At 37.3% G+C, this 16,244-nt stretch carries 22 protein-coding genes and 2 pseudogenes; 22 read left to right on the forward strand and 2 right to left on the reverse strand.

The features are described 5' to 3' along the window. The first annotated feature begins 23 nt into the window (after positions 1-23). The 4 genes and pseudogenes from ACZZ95_RS17935 to ACZZ95_RS17950 all read left to right on the forward strand — a co-directional run. The gene (locus ACZZ95_RS17935; RefSeq protein ID WP_463470077.1) at positions 24-1,055 is read left to right on the forward strand and encodes a methionine synthase; all 1,032 of its coding nucleotides are present in this window, start codon (positions 24-26) and stop codon (positions 1,053-1,055) included. A gap of 112 nt (positions 1,056-1,167) precedes the next feature. Next, positions 1,168-2,107: pseudogene (locus ACZZ95_RS17940) on the forward strand (bile acid:sodium symporter family protein). Between the two features lie 230 nt (positions 2,108-2,337). Then, positions 2,338-2,790 carry an Lrp/AsnC family transcriptional regulator gene (locus ACZZ95_RS17945; protein WP_095951309.1) on the forward strand — a complete coding sequence of 151 codons (453 nt, stop codon included), beginning with the start codon at positions 2,338-2,340 and terminating at the stop codon, positions 2,788-2,790. A gap of 118 nt (positions 2,791-2,908) precedes the next feature. Next, a pseudogene (locus ACZZ95_RS17950) lies at positions 2,909-3,139 on the forward strand (OmpA family protein); the annotation flags it as partial. A gap of 284 nt (positions 3,140-3,423) precedes the next feature. Here ACZZ95_RS17950 and ACZZ95_RS17955 read toward each other — a convergent pair. Then, positions 3,424-3,549, reverse strand: coding sequence for a hypothetical protein (locus ACZZ95_RS17955; RefSeq protein WP_463470078.1), 126 nt, complete (start codon positions 3,547-3,549; stop codon positions 3,424-3,426). A gap of 315 nt (positions 3,550-3,864) precedes the next feature. On the opposite strand from ACZZ95_RS17955, the gene ACZZ95_RS17960 reads away from it, so the two are divergent. Next, positions 3,865-4,704: an SDR family NAD(P)-dependent oxidoreductase gene (locus ACZZ95_RS17960; protein ID WP_463470079.1), complete on the forward strand. Its 840-nt coding sequence runs from the start codon at positions 3,865-3,867 to the stop codon at positions 4,702-4,704. A gap of 376 nt (positions 4,705-5,080) precedes the next feature. Continuing rightward, a complete protein-coding gene (locus ACZZ95_RS17965) occupies positions 5,081-5,710 on the forward strand; it encodes a helix-turn-helix domain-containing protein (protein WP_463470080.1) in 630 nt (209 codons plus the stop codon). Positions 5,711-5,765: 55 nt separating this feature from the next. Here the strand turns inward: ACZZ95_RS17965 and ACZZ95_RS17970 are convergent, their stop codons facing one another. Then, positions 5,766-6,173 (reverse strand): hypothetical protein, encoded by a 408-nt coding sequence (locus ACZZ95_RS17970; RefSeq protein WP_463470081.1) that lies wholly within the window; start codon positions 6,171-6,173, stop codon positions 5,766-5,768. A 425-nt stretch (positions 6,174-6,598) separates the two neighbouring features. Between ACZZ95_RS17970 and ACZZ95_RS17975 the strand changes: the two genes are divergently transcribed. From ACZZ95_RS17975 to ACZZ95_RS18050, 16 genes are all read left to right on the forward strand, one after another. Beyond that, the gene (locus ACZZ95_RS17975) at positions 6,599-7,726 is read left to right on the forward strand and encodes a serine hydrolase domain-containing protein (protein ID WP_463470082.1); all 1,128 of its coding nucleotides are present in this window, start codon (positions 6,599-6,601) and stop codon (positions 7,724-7,726) included. Between the two features lie 350 nt (positions 7,727-8,076). Continuing rightward, a complete protein-coding gene (locus tag ACZZ95_RS17980; RefSeq protein WP_463470083.1) occupies positions 8,077-8,418 on the forward strand; it encodes an RNA polymerase sigma factor in 342 nt (113 codons plus the stop codon). 79 nt (positions 8,419-8,497) lie between these two features. Next, entirely contained in the window at positions 8,498-8,665 is a 168-nt protein-coding gene (locus tag ACZZ95_RS17985; protein ID WP_463470084.1) for a sigma factor-like helix-turn-helix DNA-binding protein, read from the forward strand. Positions 8,666-8,754: 89 nt separating this feature from the next. Next, a complete protein-coding gene (locus ACZZ95_RS17990) occupies positions 8,755-8,991 on the forward strand; it encodes a hypothetical protein (protein ID WP_463470085.1) in 237 nt (78 codons plus the stop codon). After that, positions 8,982-9,683, forward strand: coding sequence for a FecR family protein (locus ACZZ95_RS17995; protein WP_463470086.1), 702 nt, complete (start codon positions 8,982-8,984; stop codon positions 9,681-9,683). The genes ACZZ95_RS17990 and ACZZ95_RS17995 overlap by 10 nt, the downstream gene beginning before the upstream one ends. Positions 9,684-9,827: 144 nt before the next feature. Then, entirely contained in the window at positions 9,828-10,079 is a 252-nt protein-coding gene (locus ACZZ95_RS18000; protein ID WP_463470087.1) for a hypothetical protein, read from the forward strand. 82 nt (positions 10,080-10,161) lie between these two features. Beyond that, positions 10,162-10,353, forward strand: coding sequence for a carboxypeptidase-like regulatory domain-containing protein (locus tag ACZZ95_RS18005; RefSeq protein ID WP_463470088.1), 192 nt, complete (start codon positions 10,162-10,164; stop codon positions 10,351-10,353). 16 nt (positions 10,354-10,369) lie between these two features. Then, positions 10,370-10,555: a hypothetical protein gene (locus ACZZ95_RS18010; protein ID WP_463470089.1), complete on the forward strand. Its 186-nt coding sequence runs from the start codon at positions 10,370-10,372 to the stop codon at positions 10,553-10,555. Between the two features lie 40 nt (positions 10,556-10,595). After that, positions 10,596-10,826, forward strand: a complete 231-nt coding sequence (locus tag ACZZ95_RS18015) for a TonB-dependent receptor plug domain-containing protein (RefSeq protein WP_463471710.1) — start codon at positions 10,596-10,598, stop codon at positions 10,824-10,826. Between the two features lie 74 nt (positions 10,827-10,900). After that, entirely contained in the window at positions 10,901-13,210 is a 2,310-nt protein-coding gene (locus ACZZ95_RS18020; protein WP_463470090.1) for a SusC/RagA family TonB-linked outer membrane protein, read from the forward strand. A gap of 7 nt (positions 13,211-13,217) precedes the next feature. Further along, on the forward strand, positions 13,218-14,378 hold the full coding sequence (locus ACZZ95_RS18025) for a SusD/RagB family nutrient-binding outer membrane lipoprotein (RefSeq protein WP_463470091.1): 1,161 nt from the start codon (positions 13,218-13,220) through the stop codon (positions 14,376-14,378). Next, a complete protein-coding gene (locus ACZZ95_RS18030) occupies positions 14,368-14,574 on the forward strand; it encodes a SusD/RagB family nutrient-binding outer membrane lipoprotein (RefSeq protein ID WP_463471711.1) in 207 nt (68 codons plus the stop codon). Before ACZZ95_RS18025 ends, ACZZ95_RS18030 begins: the two co-directional genes overlap by 11 nt. An 88-nt stretch (positions 14,575-14,662) precedes the next feature. Beyond that, positions 14,663-14,887: a metallophosphoesterase N-terminal domain-containing protein gene (locus ACZZ95_RS18035; RefSeq protein ID WP_463470092.1), complete on the forward strand. Its 225-nt coding sequence runs from the start codon at positions 14,663-14,665 to the stop codon at positions 14,885-14,887. Positions 14,888-15,030: 143 nt separating this feature from the next. Then, the gene (locus ACZZ95_RS18040; RefSeq protein ID WP_463470093.1) at positions 15,031-15,462 is read left to right on the forward strand and encodes a metallophosphoesterase family protein; all 432 of its coding nucleotides are present in this window, start codon (positions 15,031-15,033) and stop codon (positions 15,460-15,462) included. After that, positions 15,450-15,701 carry a hypothetical protein gene (locus ACZZ95_RS18045; RefSeq protein WP_463470094.1) on the forward strand — a complete coding sequence of 84 codons (252 nt, stop codon included), beginning with the start codon at positions 15,450-15,452 and terminating at the stop codon, positions 15,699-15,701. Before ACZZ95_RS18040 ends, ACZZ95_RS18045 begins: the two co-directional genes overlap by 13 nt. Continuing rightward, positions 15,652-16,236 carry a calcineurin-like phosphoesterase C-terminal domain-containing protein gene (locus ACZZ95_RS18050; protein WP_463470095.1) on the forward strand — a complete coding sequence of 195 codons (585 nt, stop codon included), beginning with the start codon at positions 15,652-15,654 and terminating at the stop codon, positions 16,234-16,236. The genes ACZZ95_RS18045 and ACZZ95_RS18050 overlap by 50 nt, the downstream gene beginning before the upstream one ends. Positions 16,237-16,244: the final 8 nt, after the last annotated feature.

Here is a 16,244-nt window from a genome sequence, read left to right on the forward strand (position 1 = left end):
CAACGCATTAAAATTATATTACTATGAAGAAATTATTATTACCCACCTCTATTGTTGGCAGTTTACCTAAACCTGCCTGGCTTGCACCACCCGAAAAACTTTGGTCACCATGGAAATTAGAAGGCGATCAGTTGCTTGAAGGGAAACAAGATGCTTTACGCATTTCTCTGCAAGAACAACAATTGGCAGATCTGGATATCATTTGCGACGGTGAGCAGACACGCCAGCATTTTGTAACGACTTTTATCGAGCATTTAAGCGGTGTAGATTTTGAAAATCGTAAAACAGTAAAAATCCGTAACCGTTATGACGCGAGTGTTCCAGTGGTTGTAGGTGCGGTTGCACGTCAAAAAGCAGTTTTTGTTGAAGATGCTAAATTTTTACGTAAACAGACTAACAAGCCTATAAAATGGGCACTGCCAGGCCCGCTGACAATGGTAGATACCTTGTACGACGACCATTATAAAAGCCGCGAAAAATTGGCGTGGGAATTTGCGAAAGCACTCAATGAAGAAGCAAGAGAACTTCAAGACGCAGGGGTAGATATTATCCAGTTTGATGAACCTGCATTTAATGTGTTCTTTGATGAAGTAAACGATTGGGGAATGGCGGCATTAGAAAGAGCCATTGAAGGTTTACATTGTCAAACTGCGGTTCATATTTGTTATGGTTATGGAATACAGGCAAATACTGATTGGAAAAAGACATTAGGTTCAGAGTGGCGACAATATGAAGAAATTTTTCCGAAAATTCAAAAATCTAAAATTGATGTGGTGTCTTTAGAATGTCACAACTCTAATGTGCCTTTAAATTTAATGGAACTTGTTCGCGGTAAAAAAGTAATGGTCGGTGCGATTGATGTGGCAACCAACACTATCGAAACACCAGAAGAAGTAGTCGCTACTCTGCGTAAAGCTCTTGAGTTTGTAGATGCCGAAAATCTTTACCCTTCTACAAATTGCGGTATGGCACCGTTATCTAGAGATGTAGCCAGAGGCAAGTTAAGTGCTTTAAGCGCAGGAGCAGAAATTATACGCAAAGAACTTGGGATTTAGTCTCAATATATTGATAATGAAATCCGTGCCTCCACGGAGGAATAATATTTAAAACACATTGAAGAAATTATTAGAAGTATTAAAAAAAGCAGGTTTCGACGGTTTCCTGTTAATGATAGCCACCATGATTCTGATGGCTTATTTTTTGCCAAAGCCAGGCATGGTCAAAGAACCTGTTTCGCTGGAGGAGATTGCCAATGCTGGCGTTTCCTTGATTTTCTTGTTTTATGGCATGCGACTGAGTGTTGAGAAACTAAAAGCCGGACTTTCCAACTGGAAAATGCACATTGTGGTCCAGTTGACCACCTTTTTATTTTTTCCGCTCATTGTTTTGGCATTTCGCCCGTTGTTTGTCAATAACGGCTACGAGTCGCTTTGGCTGGGTGTATTTTTTCTGGCGGCTTTACCTTCTACAGTATCCTCTTCCGTGGTCATGGTTTCCATCGCCAAGGGAAACATTCCCGCGACCATTTTCAATGCGAGTATTTCCAGTTTGATCGGAGTAGTCGTTACGCCTCTCTGGGTTGGGCTGTTTATAGCTTCTGCAACAGGCGATTTTGATGTCACTCAAATCGTCATAAAGTTGATTCTTCAAGTCTTGTCGCCTGTCATCATTGGCATAAGCCTCAATTCGCGTTTAGGGGCCATTGCCGAAAAATATAAGAAACAGCTCAAATATTTCGATCAGACAGTTATTCTAACGATTATTTACACGTCGTTTTGCAAGTCATTTTCCGAACATCTTTTTGAAGGCTTCACCGCCCTTGAACTTGCTGGACTCGTCGCAGGGATGATGGCGTTGTTTTTCGCCGTATTCTTTTGTGTCGGACTATTCAGTCGCCTGCTTGGTTTTTCAGATGAAGACCGTATTACTGTCTTGTTCTGCGGGTCTAAAAAGTCATTGGTACACGGCACCGTTATGTCAAAAGTACTTTTTCAGCACAGTACCATCAGCGGTATCGTATTGCTCGCTGCTCATGCTTTATCATGCCTTGCAATTGATTGCCGCTAGTATCATCGCTCAGGGTATGGCTCGACGAAAAGAAATATAATTTTATTTATGACGTGGCCCTTTATCTTTTTTCGATAAAGGGCACCAAGGATAACGCTCCCTGCTATAAAATAATGCCTTTTAGATTTTTATACTGTGAAGATAAACATTGCAGTATGTTATGTTTTTAACTTGTGAAAAATAAGATTTTTGTGTTGTTTTTGGTTATATTTGAAGAATTTTATTCTGTTTTAAAAAAAATAAATTAAACCTGTTTAAAGTAAACATTCTATGGAACAAATAGACGATATTGATCTTCAGTTATTAAATATACTTCACGATAATTCTAAATATACTGTAAAAGAGCTTGCTAAAAAGGTAAATCTTTCGGCATCGCCTGTTTTTGAGCGGATTAAAAGATTGGAAAACAGCGGTTACATTAAGAAGTATATAGCCCTGCTGGATGCAGAAAAACTAAACAGGGGTTTCATTGTTTTTTGTAATATCAAACTTAAACAGCACGATCGCAACATCGGGAATCAATTTGTTAGTGATATTATGAAAATAGAAGAAGTTGTGGAATGTTATAATATTTCAGGTGATTACGATTTTTTAATGAAAGTTTCTGCCAAAGACATGAAGCATTATCAGGATTTTGTGTTTAATAAATTGGGATCAGTTGAAAGTATAGGGAGTACCCAAAGTACCTTTGTTATGTCGGAGATAAAAAATATGTATGGATAGTTCCGCGATGGCTTATTTATTTGAAATTCGCGTTAGCTTTTGTGGACTTCGAAACATCGTTTAGCTCCGATTAAATCTCAAATAAAGCCACTTTTAGATTGTTTACTTCAAACAGTCAAAGTTGTCTGACAGAAGAGCAAAATCTTCTAAAGATTGGATTGTAAGTCAAGGAATTGATCCTTCTAGAATCAAAGCACAAGGTTTTGGTGAAACAGAATTAGTAAATAAATGTTCAAACGGCGTTAATTGTTCTGAGACAGATCATCAGCTAAATAGAAGGACTGAATTTATAATTGTGGAATTCCAAGGTAATCAAGTAAATTTTATAGAACCAAGACAAAAAGCCTGAAAAATCTAGATTTTTCAGGCTTTTTGCTGGAAAGGAATTTATTATTTTAAGATTTAATAAATTCTAGAATGTAGTTACTTATTGTTTGTACTTCTGTAGTAGGCATTCCATGAGGAAATCCCGGATACGATATTAGTTTTCCGTTTTTCAAAAGTTTCTGTCGCCCTTGGTGCCTGGTCAAAAGGAACAATTTGATCGTCTTCTCCATGGAGAACCAAAACCGTAATATCTAAACTCTTAAGATCTTCTCTAAAATCTGATTCAGAGAACGCTTTGATTCTTTCTTAATGCGCTAAAACAGAATCCATCATTGCCTGACGCCACCAATTGTGCTTGATTCTTTCCTGAACGGTTTTCCCTCCGCGGTTCTGTGTCAGTTTTATGCTGTTTATAGACAATGGAAAAAGCAAAATCAATCGAAAATAGAAGTGCTGGAGCAGAGACTTCTCAAAAAACTTTTGCAGAATGATGGAGCTGTCTTGTGGAGTTAGGAAAATATATTACAGGGTCAGAGAAAAAAAGTTTTTGATTTTTATATTGTCAAAAGAATAAAAAGTCTCCATTAATGTATATACACAGTATTACGATTTATTAATCAAAAGGACAAAATCCACATAAGATTTGTGTTAGATCACCTCGTTTAGGTTACAAAATCCCCCATTATGGCTAAAATTTTCCAGCCGGGATTTGGCAATTTTGTCCTAGTTAATTTTTAAAAAAATATTATGGAAAACGTAAAGATAAACGGGCCAAAAATATGGTTTGTAACGGGCGACTCAAGAGGGTTTGGAAGAGTTTGGACTGAAGCGGCACTCCAGCGGGGAGATAAGGTAGCGGCTACTGCAAGGAATATTGACAGCATTGCAGATTTCAAGGATAAATACGGCGACAATGTTTTGATTCTGCCCCTTGATGTTACCAATGGAGAGCAGGTGCAAAAAGCAGTAAAAGCGGCACATGAGTATTTTGGAAGATTGGACGTTGTAATTAACAATGCTGGCTATTCATTAGTAGGTACAGTGGAAGAAGCCAAAGCAGATGATATTCTAGCTATGTATAAGACCAATGTGCTGGGGCCGGTTTCTGTTATTCAGGCAGTTTTACCTATTATGCGCGCGCAGGGTTTTGGGCATATTTTAGGAACTTCAAGCAGTTTGGGGCATTATACAGTGCCTTTAATAGGTTATTACTGCTCTTCGAAATGGGCATTTGAAGCTATATACGAAAGTTTGGCTGTGGAGGTTAAATCTTTTGGAATCCATGTTTCCATTATTGAACCTGGAGCTTACGCAACAGAATTTGGAAGCGAAAATTCACTCCAATTTTCAGAAAATCTTCCTGAATATGAAGCAGTCCGAAATATGGTTTTTGAGAATATGGGCAAAATGCGGCGGGGCAACCCGGACGCTACTGCGAAAGCGGTCTTGCAGTTGGTGGATACCAAGAACCCGCCACTGAGGATGTTTTTAGGCAGTCACAACCTGGAAGAAATTCGTCAGGTTTATTCCGATCGCATTAAAGTCTGGGAAGCATGGCAGGACGTAGCCGTTGTCGCGCAGGGTTAATCAGTTAAATTTAAGCGACAGACGGGTTCTGTTGCTTTTTTATTTTCTTAATTTGCAGTATCAAAAAAATATCATGGCAAAAAAAAATACCACTCCACGTAAATTTGCATCTCTGGCTGAAGGGCTAAAAGCTTTCGGCGGACCGCCCCCGCAAGCATCCTTTAATTACGGTGCTCAATGGGATAGATTCCAGCGTAGAGTTTAATCCCCCGGAAGAAAGCCATGTCTTAAGTTATTATAAGATAGCTTTTCGTCCCAATATTGGAGGTTTGTTGCGTTATGGACAGACCCATTTTGATTATAATGAAGGCGGTCTTTTTTTTGCATCTCCCAATCAGATCCTGGCCCCGGACGAAAATCAGTCAAAAGAGCCGGGATGCGCGGCAGGGAAGCGGTGATTTTGATGCATCCTGATTTTTTAATGCATTCTCCTTTGGCTGCAAAAATCAAAAGATATCAATTCTTCTCGTATGCTGTCAATGAAGCTTTGCATTTATCTGATAAGGAAAAACAAATTATTTTAGGTCTTATCAGAAATATTGAAGAGGAATTAGAAAACAGAATCGACGAGCTGAGCCAGGATGTAGTTTTGGCCCAGATTGAGTTGTCGCTCAATTATGCGCAACGATTCTATAAGCGTCAGTTTATTACGCGTAAAACAATAAACAATACACTGCTTGAGAAGTTTGAACAGTTATTGGAAGATCATTTTGGGGATGAAAGGCAGTGTGATAAAGGCATTCCCACAGTGCAGTATCTGGCTGACAGCCTAGCGATATCTCCGGGTTATCTCAGTGATATGTCGCGAACTTTGACTGGACAAAATGCACAGCAAGATATTCACGACAAACTGATTGAAAAAGCCAAAGAAAAGCTTTCCAATACTGATTTATCAGTTTCCCAGATTGCTTATGAACTGGGCTTTGAGCATCTTCAGAGTTTTAGTAAGTTATTTAAAAGCAAGACCAGCCAGACGCCTTTAAAGTTCAGGGCGGGGTTTAACTGATATACGTTCAAAATATTTTGAAAATGATTTTAATTATTTATCAAATCTCCTTGCGTTAAAATTTTCGCTGAGAAGGTTTAGTATTGCGCGGTGCACTATGATCTGTCTCATCCCTGATGAGTTCATCATTTTTAAGCTCCTCATTGCCAAGTTCCCCTATTTCGAATTCCTTGTTCACAGGATTATCCTGATCTGGTTCAATGGTTTTAAAGGGTTCACTTTCAGGCTTATCACTCTCAGTCGTATCAATTTCGGTTTCAAAACCTTCAGATGGATCATTATTTATAAGATCCTTTTCAATGTCCTGTTCCGTTATATCTTTCGATTCACTTTCCGATTCATTGTCAAGATTCTCGGAATCATAAGGATTGTTGTCTGGATTGTTTCTTTGTGGGTCAGTGTCTGCGTTTTGAAAATTCTTGTCATTCTGAGCGTAATTTTCTGGTGTATCTGAATTCATCATTTTATTTTTTTATTAAATTTTTACTATCATCTTTTTTTAAGGAGTCTGTGACAACTTTGCCGGTATTGCCGTGCCTGTCTGCGTTTGTCCTTTGTCAAATATAAAAAGGATAGTAGTACTTTTTTTTACAGAATAATGATTTCCATTTATAAAGTAGCTATCAGATAATCAGTCTGCCGGCATAATTTAGAAAATAAAACGAAAGAAACTTTGAACAAAATAATGGTAAAATATCTTTAAAACTGTATTGACTTTTTGTCTGCAAAAATGTATCCACTTCAAAATTTCTAGTGTTACGATCTGCCATGAACTAAAAATGGTGTCAATTTATGGTAGAAACAAATTAGGCCTAAATGTATTTCTTTATCCTAAAAGTGTAACGTTTTGATCTTCTTCTAGTCCTTACTGATAAACCCAGAAAATATATGAAAAAAGTATTCTTCCTTCTAGCTTTTCTTGCATATACGTTAATCTGCTCTGCTCAGATAAATAAAATAAATATACCCACAGATAACAAATTGAAAACTAAATTAGATTCAATAGTTCATCAGTCTGTTTTCACATTTATGAATAATAGTTCCAGAGTAGGCATATCGATAGGTATTATAAAAAACGGAAAGCAATTTATCTATAATTATGGCTCAACTCAAAGAGAAAAACCGGAATTACCAACTGGCAGTACAGTTTATGAGCTTGCCTCTATTTCAAAAACATTTGCTTCAACTCTGCTTGCGAGAGCTGTTCTGGAAAATAAGGTAAATTTAAATGATGATATACGCAGGTATCTTAAAGAAAAATATCCAAATTTGGAGAGTAATGGAACCCCCATCACCTTACTAAATCTGGCTAATCTCACATCTGGACTACCTAATTGGATGCCAGATAAAGATCTCTTTGGGAAAGCAGATCCTGATGACATTGCTCATATTTTAGATTCCGTTCATAGAAAATACAGCAGACAAGATTTTTACCGGGATCTTCATAATGTAAAACTACAGACAGTACCAGGAACCGTTTCCCGCCATTGTAATACCGTCGCTCAATTGCTTGGATATATAATGGAAGGGGTTTACAATGATTCCTATGAAAACCTTTTGAAAATGTATTTCGCAGAACCTCTCAAAATGAAAAATACATTCTTGCTGAAACCAGGAAAGACACCTGTAAAAATGGCAAAAGGCTATGATGGTAAGGGGCGTATTATGCCGATTATTAATTGGGAAGATTTACAAGTAGCGGCAAGTATAGTATCATCGAGTTCCGATATGTTAAAGTACATGGCATTTCAACTGAATGAAAAAGATGTTGTTGTAAAGCTGAGTCACGAGCTGACTTTTGGAAAGATTGAAGATAATGGAATTGCCCTTAACTGGAAATTGAAAAAAATAAATAATATCAGAGGTATCTCACATACAGGCGGTGACTTGGGATTTAGCAGTTATATGATATTTTATCCTGATTTAAATTCGGGTATTGTCTTACTCTCAAATGAAGCAGATCAAGGCACGCAAAATGAACTAATTGCACTGTCTGATGTAATTTTAAAACCTTAAAAAAACGATTAATCTATTTAACCCCAAACAACTAAAATTTGTTTATAAAATAAACGTCCTGAAATAATGCAGTTAAGAAATGGCTCTAAAAGTTTTGAACCCTAAATTCGCTTGACTTTCGTTTTGCTGGATTTCTAATTTACAAGATACCCATGAGAGAATGCAGATTTACAAAGTTTCGAGTCTAAACTTGTCAGGTCTTGGTTTTGCCTCAAAACGTACTATTTTCTACTAAGCTTTTTAACCTGCTTTAAAAAGAATTTTTTATTTGCGGTTAATTTAACACAAAGTTAAATTAACTTCTTAGGTATTTTTTGTCTGTTGTTTTTCATTTGTCTTTTTAATCTATCATGGAAAGAGATCTTTTGAAAATGCCGGACGAAGAACTTCAGAAATTAATTTTTGAAGGAAATGATGTCGCGTTTTCAATTATTTTTAATCGGTATTGGAAAAGGTTGTATGCTTATGCTTTCAAAATATATAAAGATGAAGCAGTCTGCGAAGATATAGTGCAGGAAATCTTTATAAGCTTTTGGAAAAATGCCTCAAGCACCGTGATCTTAAATCTTGAAGCTTATCTATTTAGAGCTGTAAAATATAAAATTGCCAATCAAATTAGAAACTTAAAATTTGATCAGCAAGCATATCGAAGTTTTGGATACTATTCCAGATCCAAATCTGACTATACATGATTTGGAATATATTGATTTTGAAAAAAATATAAGTGATCAGATCAATAAATTAACCCCAAAATGCAGAGAGGTCTTTCTATTGAGCCGTATAGATCATTTTACAAATGCTGAAATTGCGGCAAAACTTAATCTTTCGATTCATACCGTAGAAAAACATATCAGCAATGCTCTTAAACAGCTTCGTTTAAATAACGCTTCTTATAATTATCTTCTTTTTTACTGGGCGACTTTCTTTTGTGTTAACTAAAAAGCACTGGTTTTAAGAAAACGTTAAGCCTGTATTTTTAACTACTTGTTCGATTCAAAAAATGTGACTTGCTTATAAAAGCACATATTTTGAAAAAAGAAATCTTTTTGCAATTAGCAAAAAAATACGAACAAGGTACCTGCACACCTGATGAAAAAACAGCCGTTGAAGCTTTTTTTGATAAGATGCAAGATCAGTCATCAGATTTAGAAAAAGAACTATCTGATAAGAAAGGTGATGTAATTCTAAATAAGATTTTGTTGGAATTACAGGTTAAACCAAAAAGATATACAATCCGAAAAGTGCTTAAAGCCGCATGGTTTTAGTTATCGGACTTACAATTGCATTTTCAGCGACCGAGTTTGTTTTCAAGCCAGCAAGAATTACCCAAGTCACTGCCAAAGGAGAAAAGAAAGAGATTTTTCTTGAAGACGGCAGTGTTGTGGTATTAAACTCTAACAGCAGTATTACGTATCCTGAAGAATTTGAAACCACAAGAAATATTAAACTTGAAGGACAGGCTTATTTTAAAGTTTTTAGGGACGTAAAACGGCCTTTTATTGTGCAGACTCATGATGTAAAGGTGAGGGTGCTCGGAACTTCATTTGATATCGATTCTTATAATCATCATGATACTAAAGTAAGTGTTATTACCGGGAAAGTTGAAGTCACCTCCCCAACGGGCAAAAAGGTGCAGATTACTAAAGATCAGCAGGCGGACTTGATAAAAAATTCTGATTTACATATTTCAACAGAAAAAAGTGAGGATAAAATTGCCTGGATCAGCAATACCATTATTCTTAAAAACACTAAGCTTTCTGAAACAGTTAAAATTATAGAAAACTGGTACAATGTGAATATTGTAATTGAAGATCAGGAACTTAATGATTTTACAATCTCAGGAAAGTTTAAAGATGAAAAACTGGAGAATGTACTGGAAAGTATTGCCTATTTGAAACAGTCGCAAATAAATTATACAACTAAAAACCAAATCACTATAAGAAAAAAGACCCTATAAAAACAGAAAAAGAAACCCGCCTCCGGTGCAACGGAAACGGGCATTTTAAAACAGACTAAAAATAAAATTTATAGCCTAATAGTAATGAACACGAAACTACAATTTTTTTTCAATAAGTATATAAAGATGAAAAATCTTTACTTAATGATTTTATTAATTTTTTCCTTTAATGGGTTTGCCTCTGGGCAGTCTGCTAAAGATGTACAAATAAGCCTTAATCTAAAAGATGCCGCAATTACGGAATTTTTCAAGGCAGTGGAGCAGAAAACCACTTTTACATTTGTATTTGATGAAAAGATAACTGGAACATCGCGCCGCATTTCAATCTATGCGGAAAAAGAAAGCCTTGATGCAGTGCTGACTAAAATAGCGGCAAAAAACAGGATTATCTTTTAGAAAACTTAATAATACGATTACTGTAACGCGCAGTCTTCGAGCGCAGATGAATGTTCGCGGAAAAGTGTTAGACCAGAGCGGCATGCCGATTCCTGGAGTGACCATCCTAGAAAAAGGAACTAGAACCAGTACAATGACAGACATGGAAGGAAATTTCAGCTTTGCAGTTAATTCGTCAGCGGTACTTGTCATTTCTTATATGGGGTATATTTCGCAGGAGGTCTCTGCAAGCAAGCAACCCAATTACCGTTGTACTGAAATTAAGCACAAGTGAGCTTAATGAAGTTGTAGTGACTGCCCTTGGAATCAAAAGAGAAGAAAAGCGTTTAGGATTTTCACAGCAGACCATAAAATCTGAAAACCTTTCGCAGGGAAGGCCTAATAACTGGTCGTCTGGACTGAAAGGTAAAGTAGCAGGATTAAGCATCACATCCACTGGTTCAGGACCATTAAATTCGCAAGCAGATTACACTTAGAGGGAATAGGTCACTAAGCCCAAAAGGGAATTATGCGCTTATTGTTGTAGACGGTGTTCCTGTAAATGCGGAGATGACAACATCGGGTTCAACGAGCGCTTACATGGGAGAAGATTCTCCAATTGATTATGGTAATGGAATTTCAGATCTTAATCTAGATGATATTGATGCAGTAACGGTGCTTAAAGGTGCAGGTGCAACTGCTCTTTACGGAAGTCGTGCGTACCAACGGAGCATTAATTATTACCACAAAATCAGGAAAGAAAAATAAAGGGTTGGGAATTTCCTTCAATACAGGAGCGACATTTGATGTAATCCAGAGATGGCCTGATTATCAGTACAGCTATGGGCAGGGAACTGGGAATTCGCCAGATGCATCAGGAAACCAATATTATTCCTATGGAAATTCTGCAGACGGAACTTCTACCAGCGGTACCAGCAGCAGCGTGGGGACCGGCTTTTACCGGACAAAATTTCTACCAGTATGATCCTATTTTACAAGGACAGTCGGCAGAAAGACTTCCTTGGCAGTCTTACAGGGATAATCGTAAAGATTTCTGGAGAACAGGTGCTACTTTAAATAATAATGTTTCTATTCAGGGAGGCGACAGTAAGGGATCGATGCGTCTTTCTGTGGGAAATCAAAAGAACGAATGGATTATGCCCAATACTGGTTTTGACAGGGTTACCGCCGCGGTTAATGCCAACTATCAGGTATCGGACAGAATTAAATTGGGTACTGCAATAAATTACAATACCAGAAACAGTGATAATCTGCCTTCTACAGGGTACAATAATGGATCAATTGCTTATTTTATGATTTTTCAGCGACCTAATATTGATTTGGACTGGTACCGCCCAATTTGGGAAAAAGGCAAAGAGCAGACTCAGCAGTTACATCCTTTCAGTTCTTTTATAGACAATCCATATTTAATTGCTTATGAGGCAACTAATACATTGGACAGTGATCAAATTGTGGGTAATATTTTTGCCAACATAACTTTATCGTCAAATCTGGACTTGATGCTTCGTTCTTCAATGAATACGTACAATCAGACCAGAGAACAGAAAAGACCGTACAGCATCAATAGATATGCTAAAGGATTTTATGAAAGACAGGATGTTTTTAAACAGGAAATCAATTCCGACTTTCTGCTTTCTTATAAAAAAGACTTTGGAAGTAAATTTTCCCTTGCGACTTCGGCAGGAGGAAACGCCATGAGTTACAAATACAGAAGAACAGAAGCCGAGGTAACTGGTCTTGTTGTTCCGGGAGTTTACAAACTTTCAAATGGTTCAAGCGCACCAATTCTGACTTTGGGTGATGCTTATAAAAAAATGAGCAGTTTATATGGTTTGGTTTCTATGTCTTACGGAGAAATGCTATTTGTTGATATTACGGGAAGAAACGATTGGACCAGCACACTTCCTGTGGAAAACAATTCATTTTTTTATCCGTCAATAAATACAAGTGCCATTATTTCTGAAATGGTTACTCTTCCAAAAGCAATTGATTTTCTAAAATACCGACTTTCTTTTGCTCAGGTAGGAAATGATACAGAACCGTATAAAACACAGAAATATTATGGACAGAGTGCTTTTCCAAGTTCTGCCCAGACTTTAACGGTTTTATATAATGATCATTTTAAGCCTGAAATCACAACTAGTTTTGAGACAGGTTTCGAAATTAGAATGCTTAAAAACCGACTTACAGCAGATGCTACAGTTTATGAAAGTGTGACTAAAAATCAAATTATTGATATTCCGATGGATTTCTCAACGGGTTACAGTGCGACGGTTTTAAATGGTGGAAAAGTAAGAAACCGCGGTATTGAGCTTACACTTGGAGGGAAGATTATTGATGGTGAGAAGTTTAAATGGAATTCAACGCTGAACTGGTCGCGCAATTGGAATAAAGTAATGGAACTGCCCGATGGAATCGACGGACAGCAGATTATCGGCACCGGCGGAACGGCATCTATTATTGCAAAAGTCGGCGGGACAACAAGTGCTATTTATGGATTCGGATTTGTGAGATCTCCAGACGGACAAATTGTTTACGATAATGCAGGACTTCCTGCATATCCTGAAGAAATTCAATATATAGGTGATGCAAGTCCGGATTGGAAAGCAGGTCTAACCAATAGTTTTTCAATAGGTAATTTTACCATGAATGTAACTATTGACGGTCAATACGGTGGAATTATTTATTCTCAGACACACCATAAACTTGCAGAGCAGGGGAAATTAAATTCTAATGAAATGGGAAGAAAAGACGGCTTTATCATTGGAGATGGTGTCGTACAGAATGCAGACGGGTCTTTTTCTCCAAATACGAAACAAGTGGCAACTGCAGACTGGTATGTTCGTTATTACCGAAGAGCGAATATCGAATCCAATTCTTTTGATGCGTCTTTTGCAAAACTCCGCGAAGTCAGCCTTCAATATAACCTGCCTAAAAGATGGCTGAAAAATACAGGACTTCAGTCCCTGCAGTTTTCAATTTTTGGAAGAGATTTGGCTACTATTTCAGATTTTCCAATATACGATCCTGAAACGGCGACCCTGAACGGAGATACAATTCTGCCTGGTATAGAAATGGGGCAGATGCCATCACCAGCTACTTATGGTTTTAATTTAAGTTTGACTTTATAATAAGACAATGAAAAAGATAAAAATTACAGCAGTAATCCTATTGCTAACAGCATTTTCTATTTCCTGCACAGGAAGTTACGAGGAGCTTAACGAGAATCCTAACCTTATTACAGAGATAAGCCCAGGCACCTTAATTAACCCCATTATTTATGGAATTGCTTCGCAGAATGCTTCGCAGAGTGTAGATGTTACTTTTAATTTGATGCAGGTTTCACTTCCTTTTCCAAGTATTACCGGAGGTCTGCATCGTTATGATGTGAGCAACAATATTGGTAACTCGGCATGGAATAATTATTACAAATGGCTCAACAATATCAGAGAAATGCGCATGGCGGCAGTAAAAGCAGGTGATGGCAATTATGAAGCAGCGACCTTGACTCTGAATGCGTTGGTTTATGCCAATTTAACGGATCTTTTTGGCCCTGTTCCAATGACAGAAGCAAGACGCGGGGAAGATGGGATTCTGTATCCAAAATACGATAAACAGGAGTTTATTTACCAGACACTTTTAGCTGATTTGGAAAGGGCCAATACCCTGTATGATGTTAGTAAACCGATGATTTATACTGAAGATATATTGTTTCAAAACAATGTTCTGAAATGGAAGAAGTTTACCAATTCTTTATTAATGAGACTGCTTTTAAGGGTTTCTAACAGAACAGAAACCGGCGCTTTTGCAAAACTAGCCTATATGGCAGACCATCCTGAAGTTTATCCTGTTTTTACTAATACTGCCGAAGGTGCTATTTTAAAAATTACAGGAGTTGCCCCTAATGTTTCTCCATGGGGAAGACCGCAGGATTTTAATCTGAATATTAAAATGGCTTCTTTCTTTATAGATAATTTAAATACGCTTGAAGATCCCCGAAGAGCTGTAATTGCAACAGGAGCTACAGCTTTGGTTACCAATGCGCCAATTGGATTTAAAGGAATTACAAGTGCTTATGCCGGTTCGGATTCGCAGTTCAAATACAATGCTTCGACACTTTTGAATGTGCAGGCACAAAACCCAATGCAGATCTTTCTTTTAACCTATGCCGAAGTTGAGTTTATCAAGGCAGAATTAGCGCAGAAAGGTCTGATTGCAGATGCACAAGGACACTACGAAAAAGGGGTAAGAGCAAGCAATAGAACAAGTAAAAGCAACGGTTCCCAGCATCTATTTTAATAAACCAGAAGCGCAGTACGACGGCACTTTAGAAAGAATCATGCCGCAGAAATATTATGCTTTATATTTTACAGATTATCAGCAGTGGTTTGAATACCGCAGGACAGGATTTCCAGTACTGCCGACAACCGCAAGCAATGCTGAATGGTGCAGTAGTGCCCTCAAGATTTACCTATCCGGACAATCAGCAGATTAAAAACAATCAAAATTATTTAGAAGCAGTTCAGATGGTTGGAGGTGATAATATCAATACCAAAGTATGGTGGGATAAATAAATATAAAAGATGAAAAAGATATATATAGTAAGCTCATTATTGTTCTGCGGTTTTTTATCCGCACAGACAACAGTTAAAGGAATCGTATTTGAAGATTTAAATCAGAACGGAAAAAAGGAGAAAAAAGAAAAAGGCATTGCAAATGTCGCGGTAACTAACGGCCGGGACGTAGTCTTGACAGATAAAAAAGGAAACTACGAGTTCAGCCGCAGAGTGATGCTATTATCGCTGTAATCAAACCCTCTGGTTATAAGATTCAGGTTAATAAAGACAATCTGCCTCAGTTTTTCTATAATCATAAACCAGCTGGTTCTCCTAAAGGTAAGTTTGAAGGAGTTGCTCCGAGTGGAAAACTTCCTGAATCAGTTGATTTTGGATTGATTCCCCAAAAAGAAGGAGCAGATTTTACTGCGCTTATTTTTGGAGATCCGCGACCTTATAATTTGGAAGAAGTTGATTTTTTTGCAAGAGGAATTGTTGCTGAGGTCGAAGGCATCAAAAATATTCCCTTTGGATTAAGTATGGGAGATTTGGTTGGAAATGACCTAAGTTTATTTAATCCCTATATTCAGGCAGTAAAAAAAATCGGGATTCCATGGTACAATCTTTTAGGAAACCACGATCTAAATTTTGATGCCAAAGCAGATAATCTTGCCGATGAAACCTATGAAGCTCATTTCGGACCTGCTAATTATGCTTTTAATTATGGTAAAGTGCATTTTATTGTACTTGATGATGTTTTATATCCAGACCCAAGAGATAATGAAGGGTATTGGGGCGGTTTTACAGAAGAGCAATGCAGTTTATAGAAAATGATCTAAAAATAGTTCCCAAAGATAATTTAATCGTACTGGCTTTTCACATTCCGATCAGTGAGCCGGACCCTAAAGATGATTCTTTCAGGGATGAAGACCGCCTGAAGTTATTTGAACTTTTAAAGGATTTTCCCCATACACTTTCACTTTCTGCGCATACTCATATGCGGCTGTCAGGACTTTTTGGAAAAGAAAGACGGATGGCTTCAGGAAAAACCGCATCACCACTATAATATCGGGACCACTTCAGGAGATTGGTATTCTGGGAAATTGGATGAGAAAGGAATTCCAATATCGGTTATGAGAGACGGCACCCCAAAAGGATATGCTTTTATTCATTTCAATGGAAATAAATATACTGTAGATTATAAAACAGCAGGTAAGCCAGATAATTATCAAATGAAAGTTTTTGCTCCAAAAGTGGTAGCCAAAGGAAAACGCACAAAATCGGGTGTATTTGCTAATTTTTTCATGGGAAGCAAAAAAGACAAAGTGCTTTATCGTGTAGATCAAGGCGAATGGAAAGAAATGGAGTATGTAGAAGTACAGGATCCGTCTTATGTTGAACTGGTTTATGAATGGGAACTTTCTGAAGTTCTTATGCCCGGAAAACGTTCCTCAGATCCTGAAAAAAGCACCCATGTCTGGAGAGGAAATATTCCATCTGATCTTGCCGTTGGAGAACATGCAATTGAAATCAAAGCTACAGATATGTTTGGTAAAACACATACAGCAAACAGCGACTACAGAATAGATAAAATAAAATAATTTAAAAA

This window comes from Flavobacterium sp. AC267 (assembly GCF_979258715.1).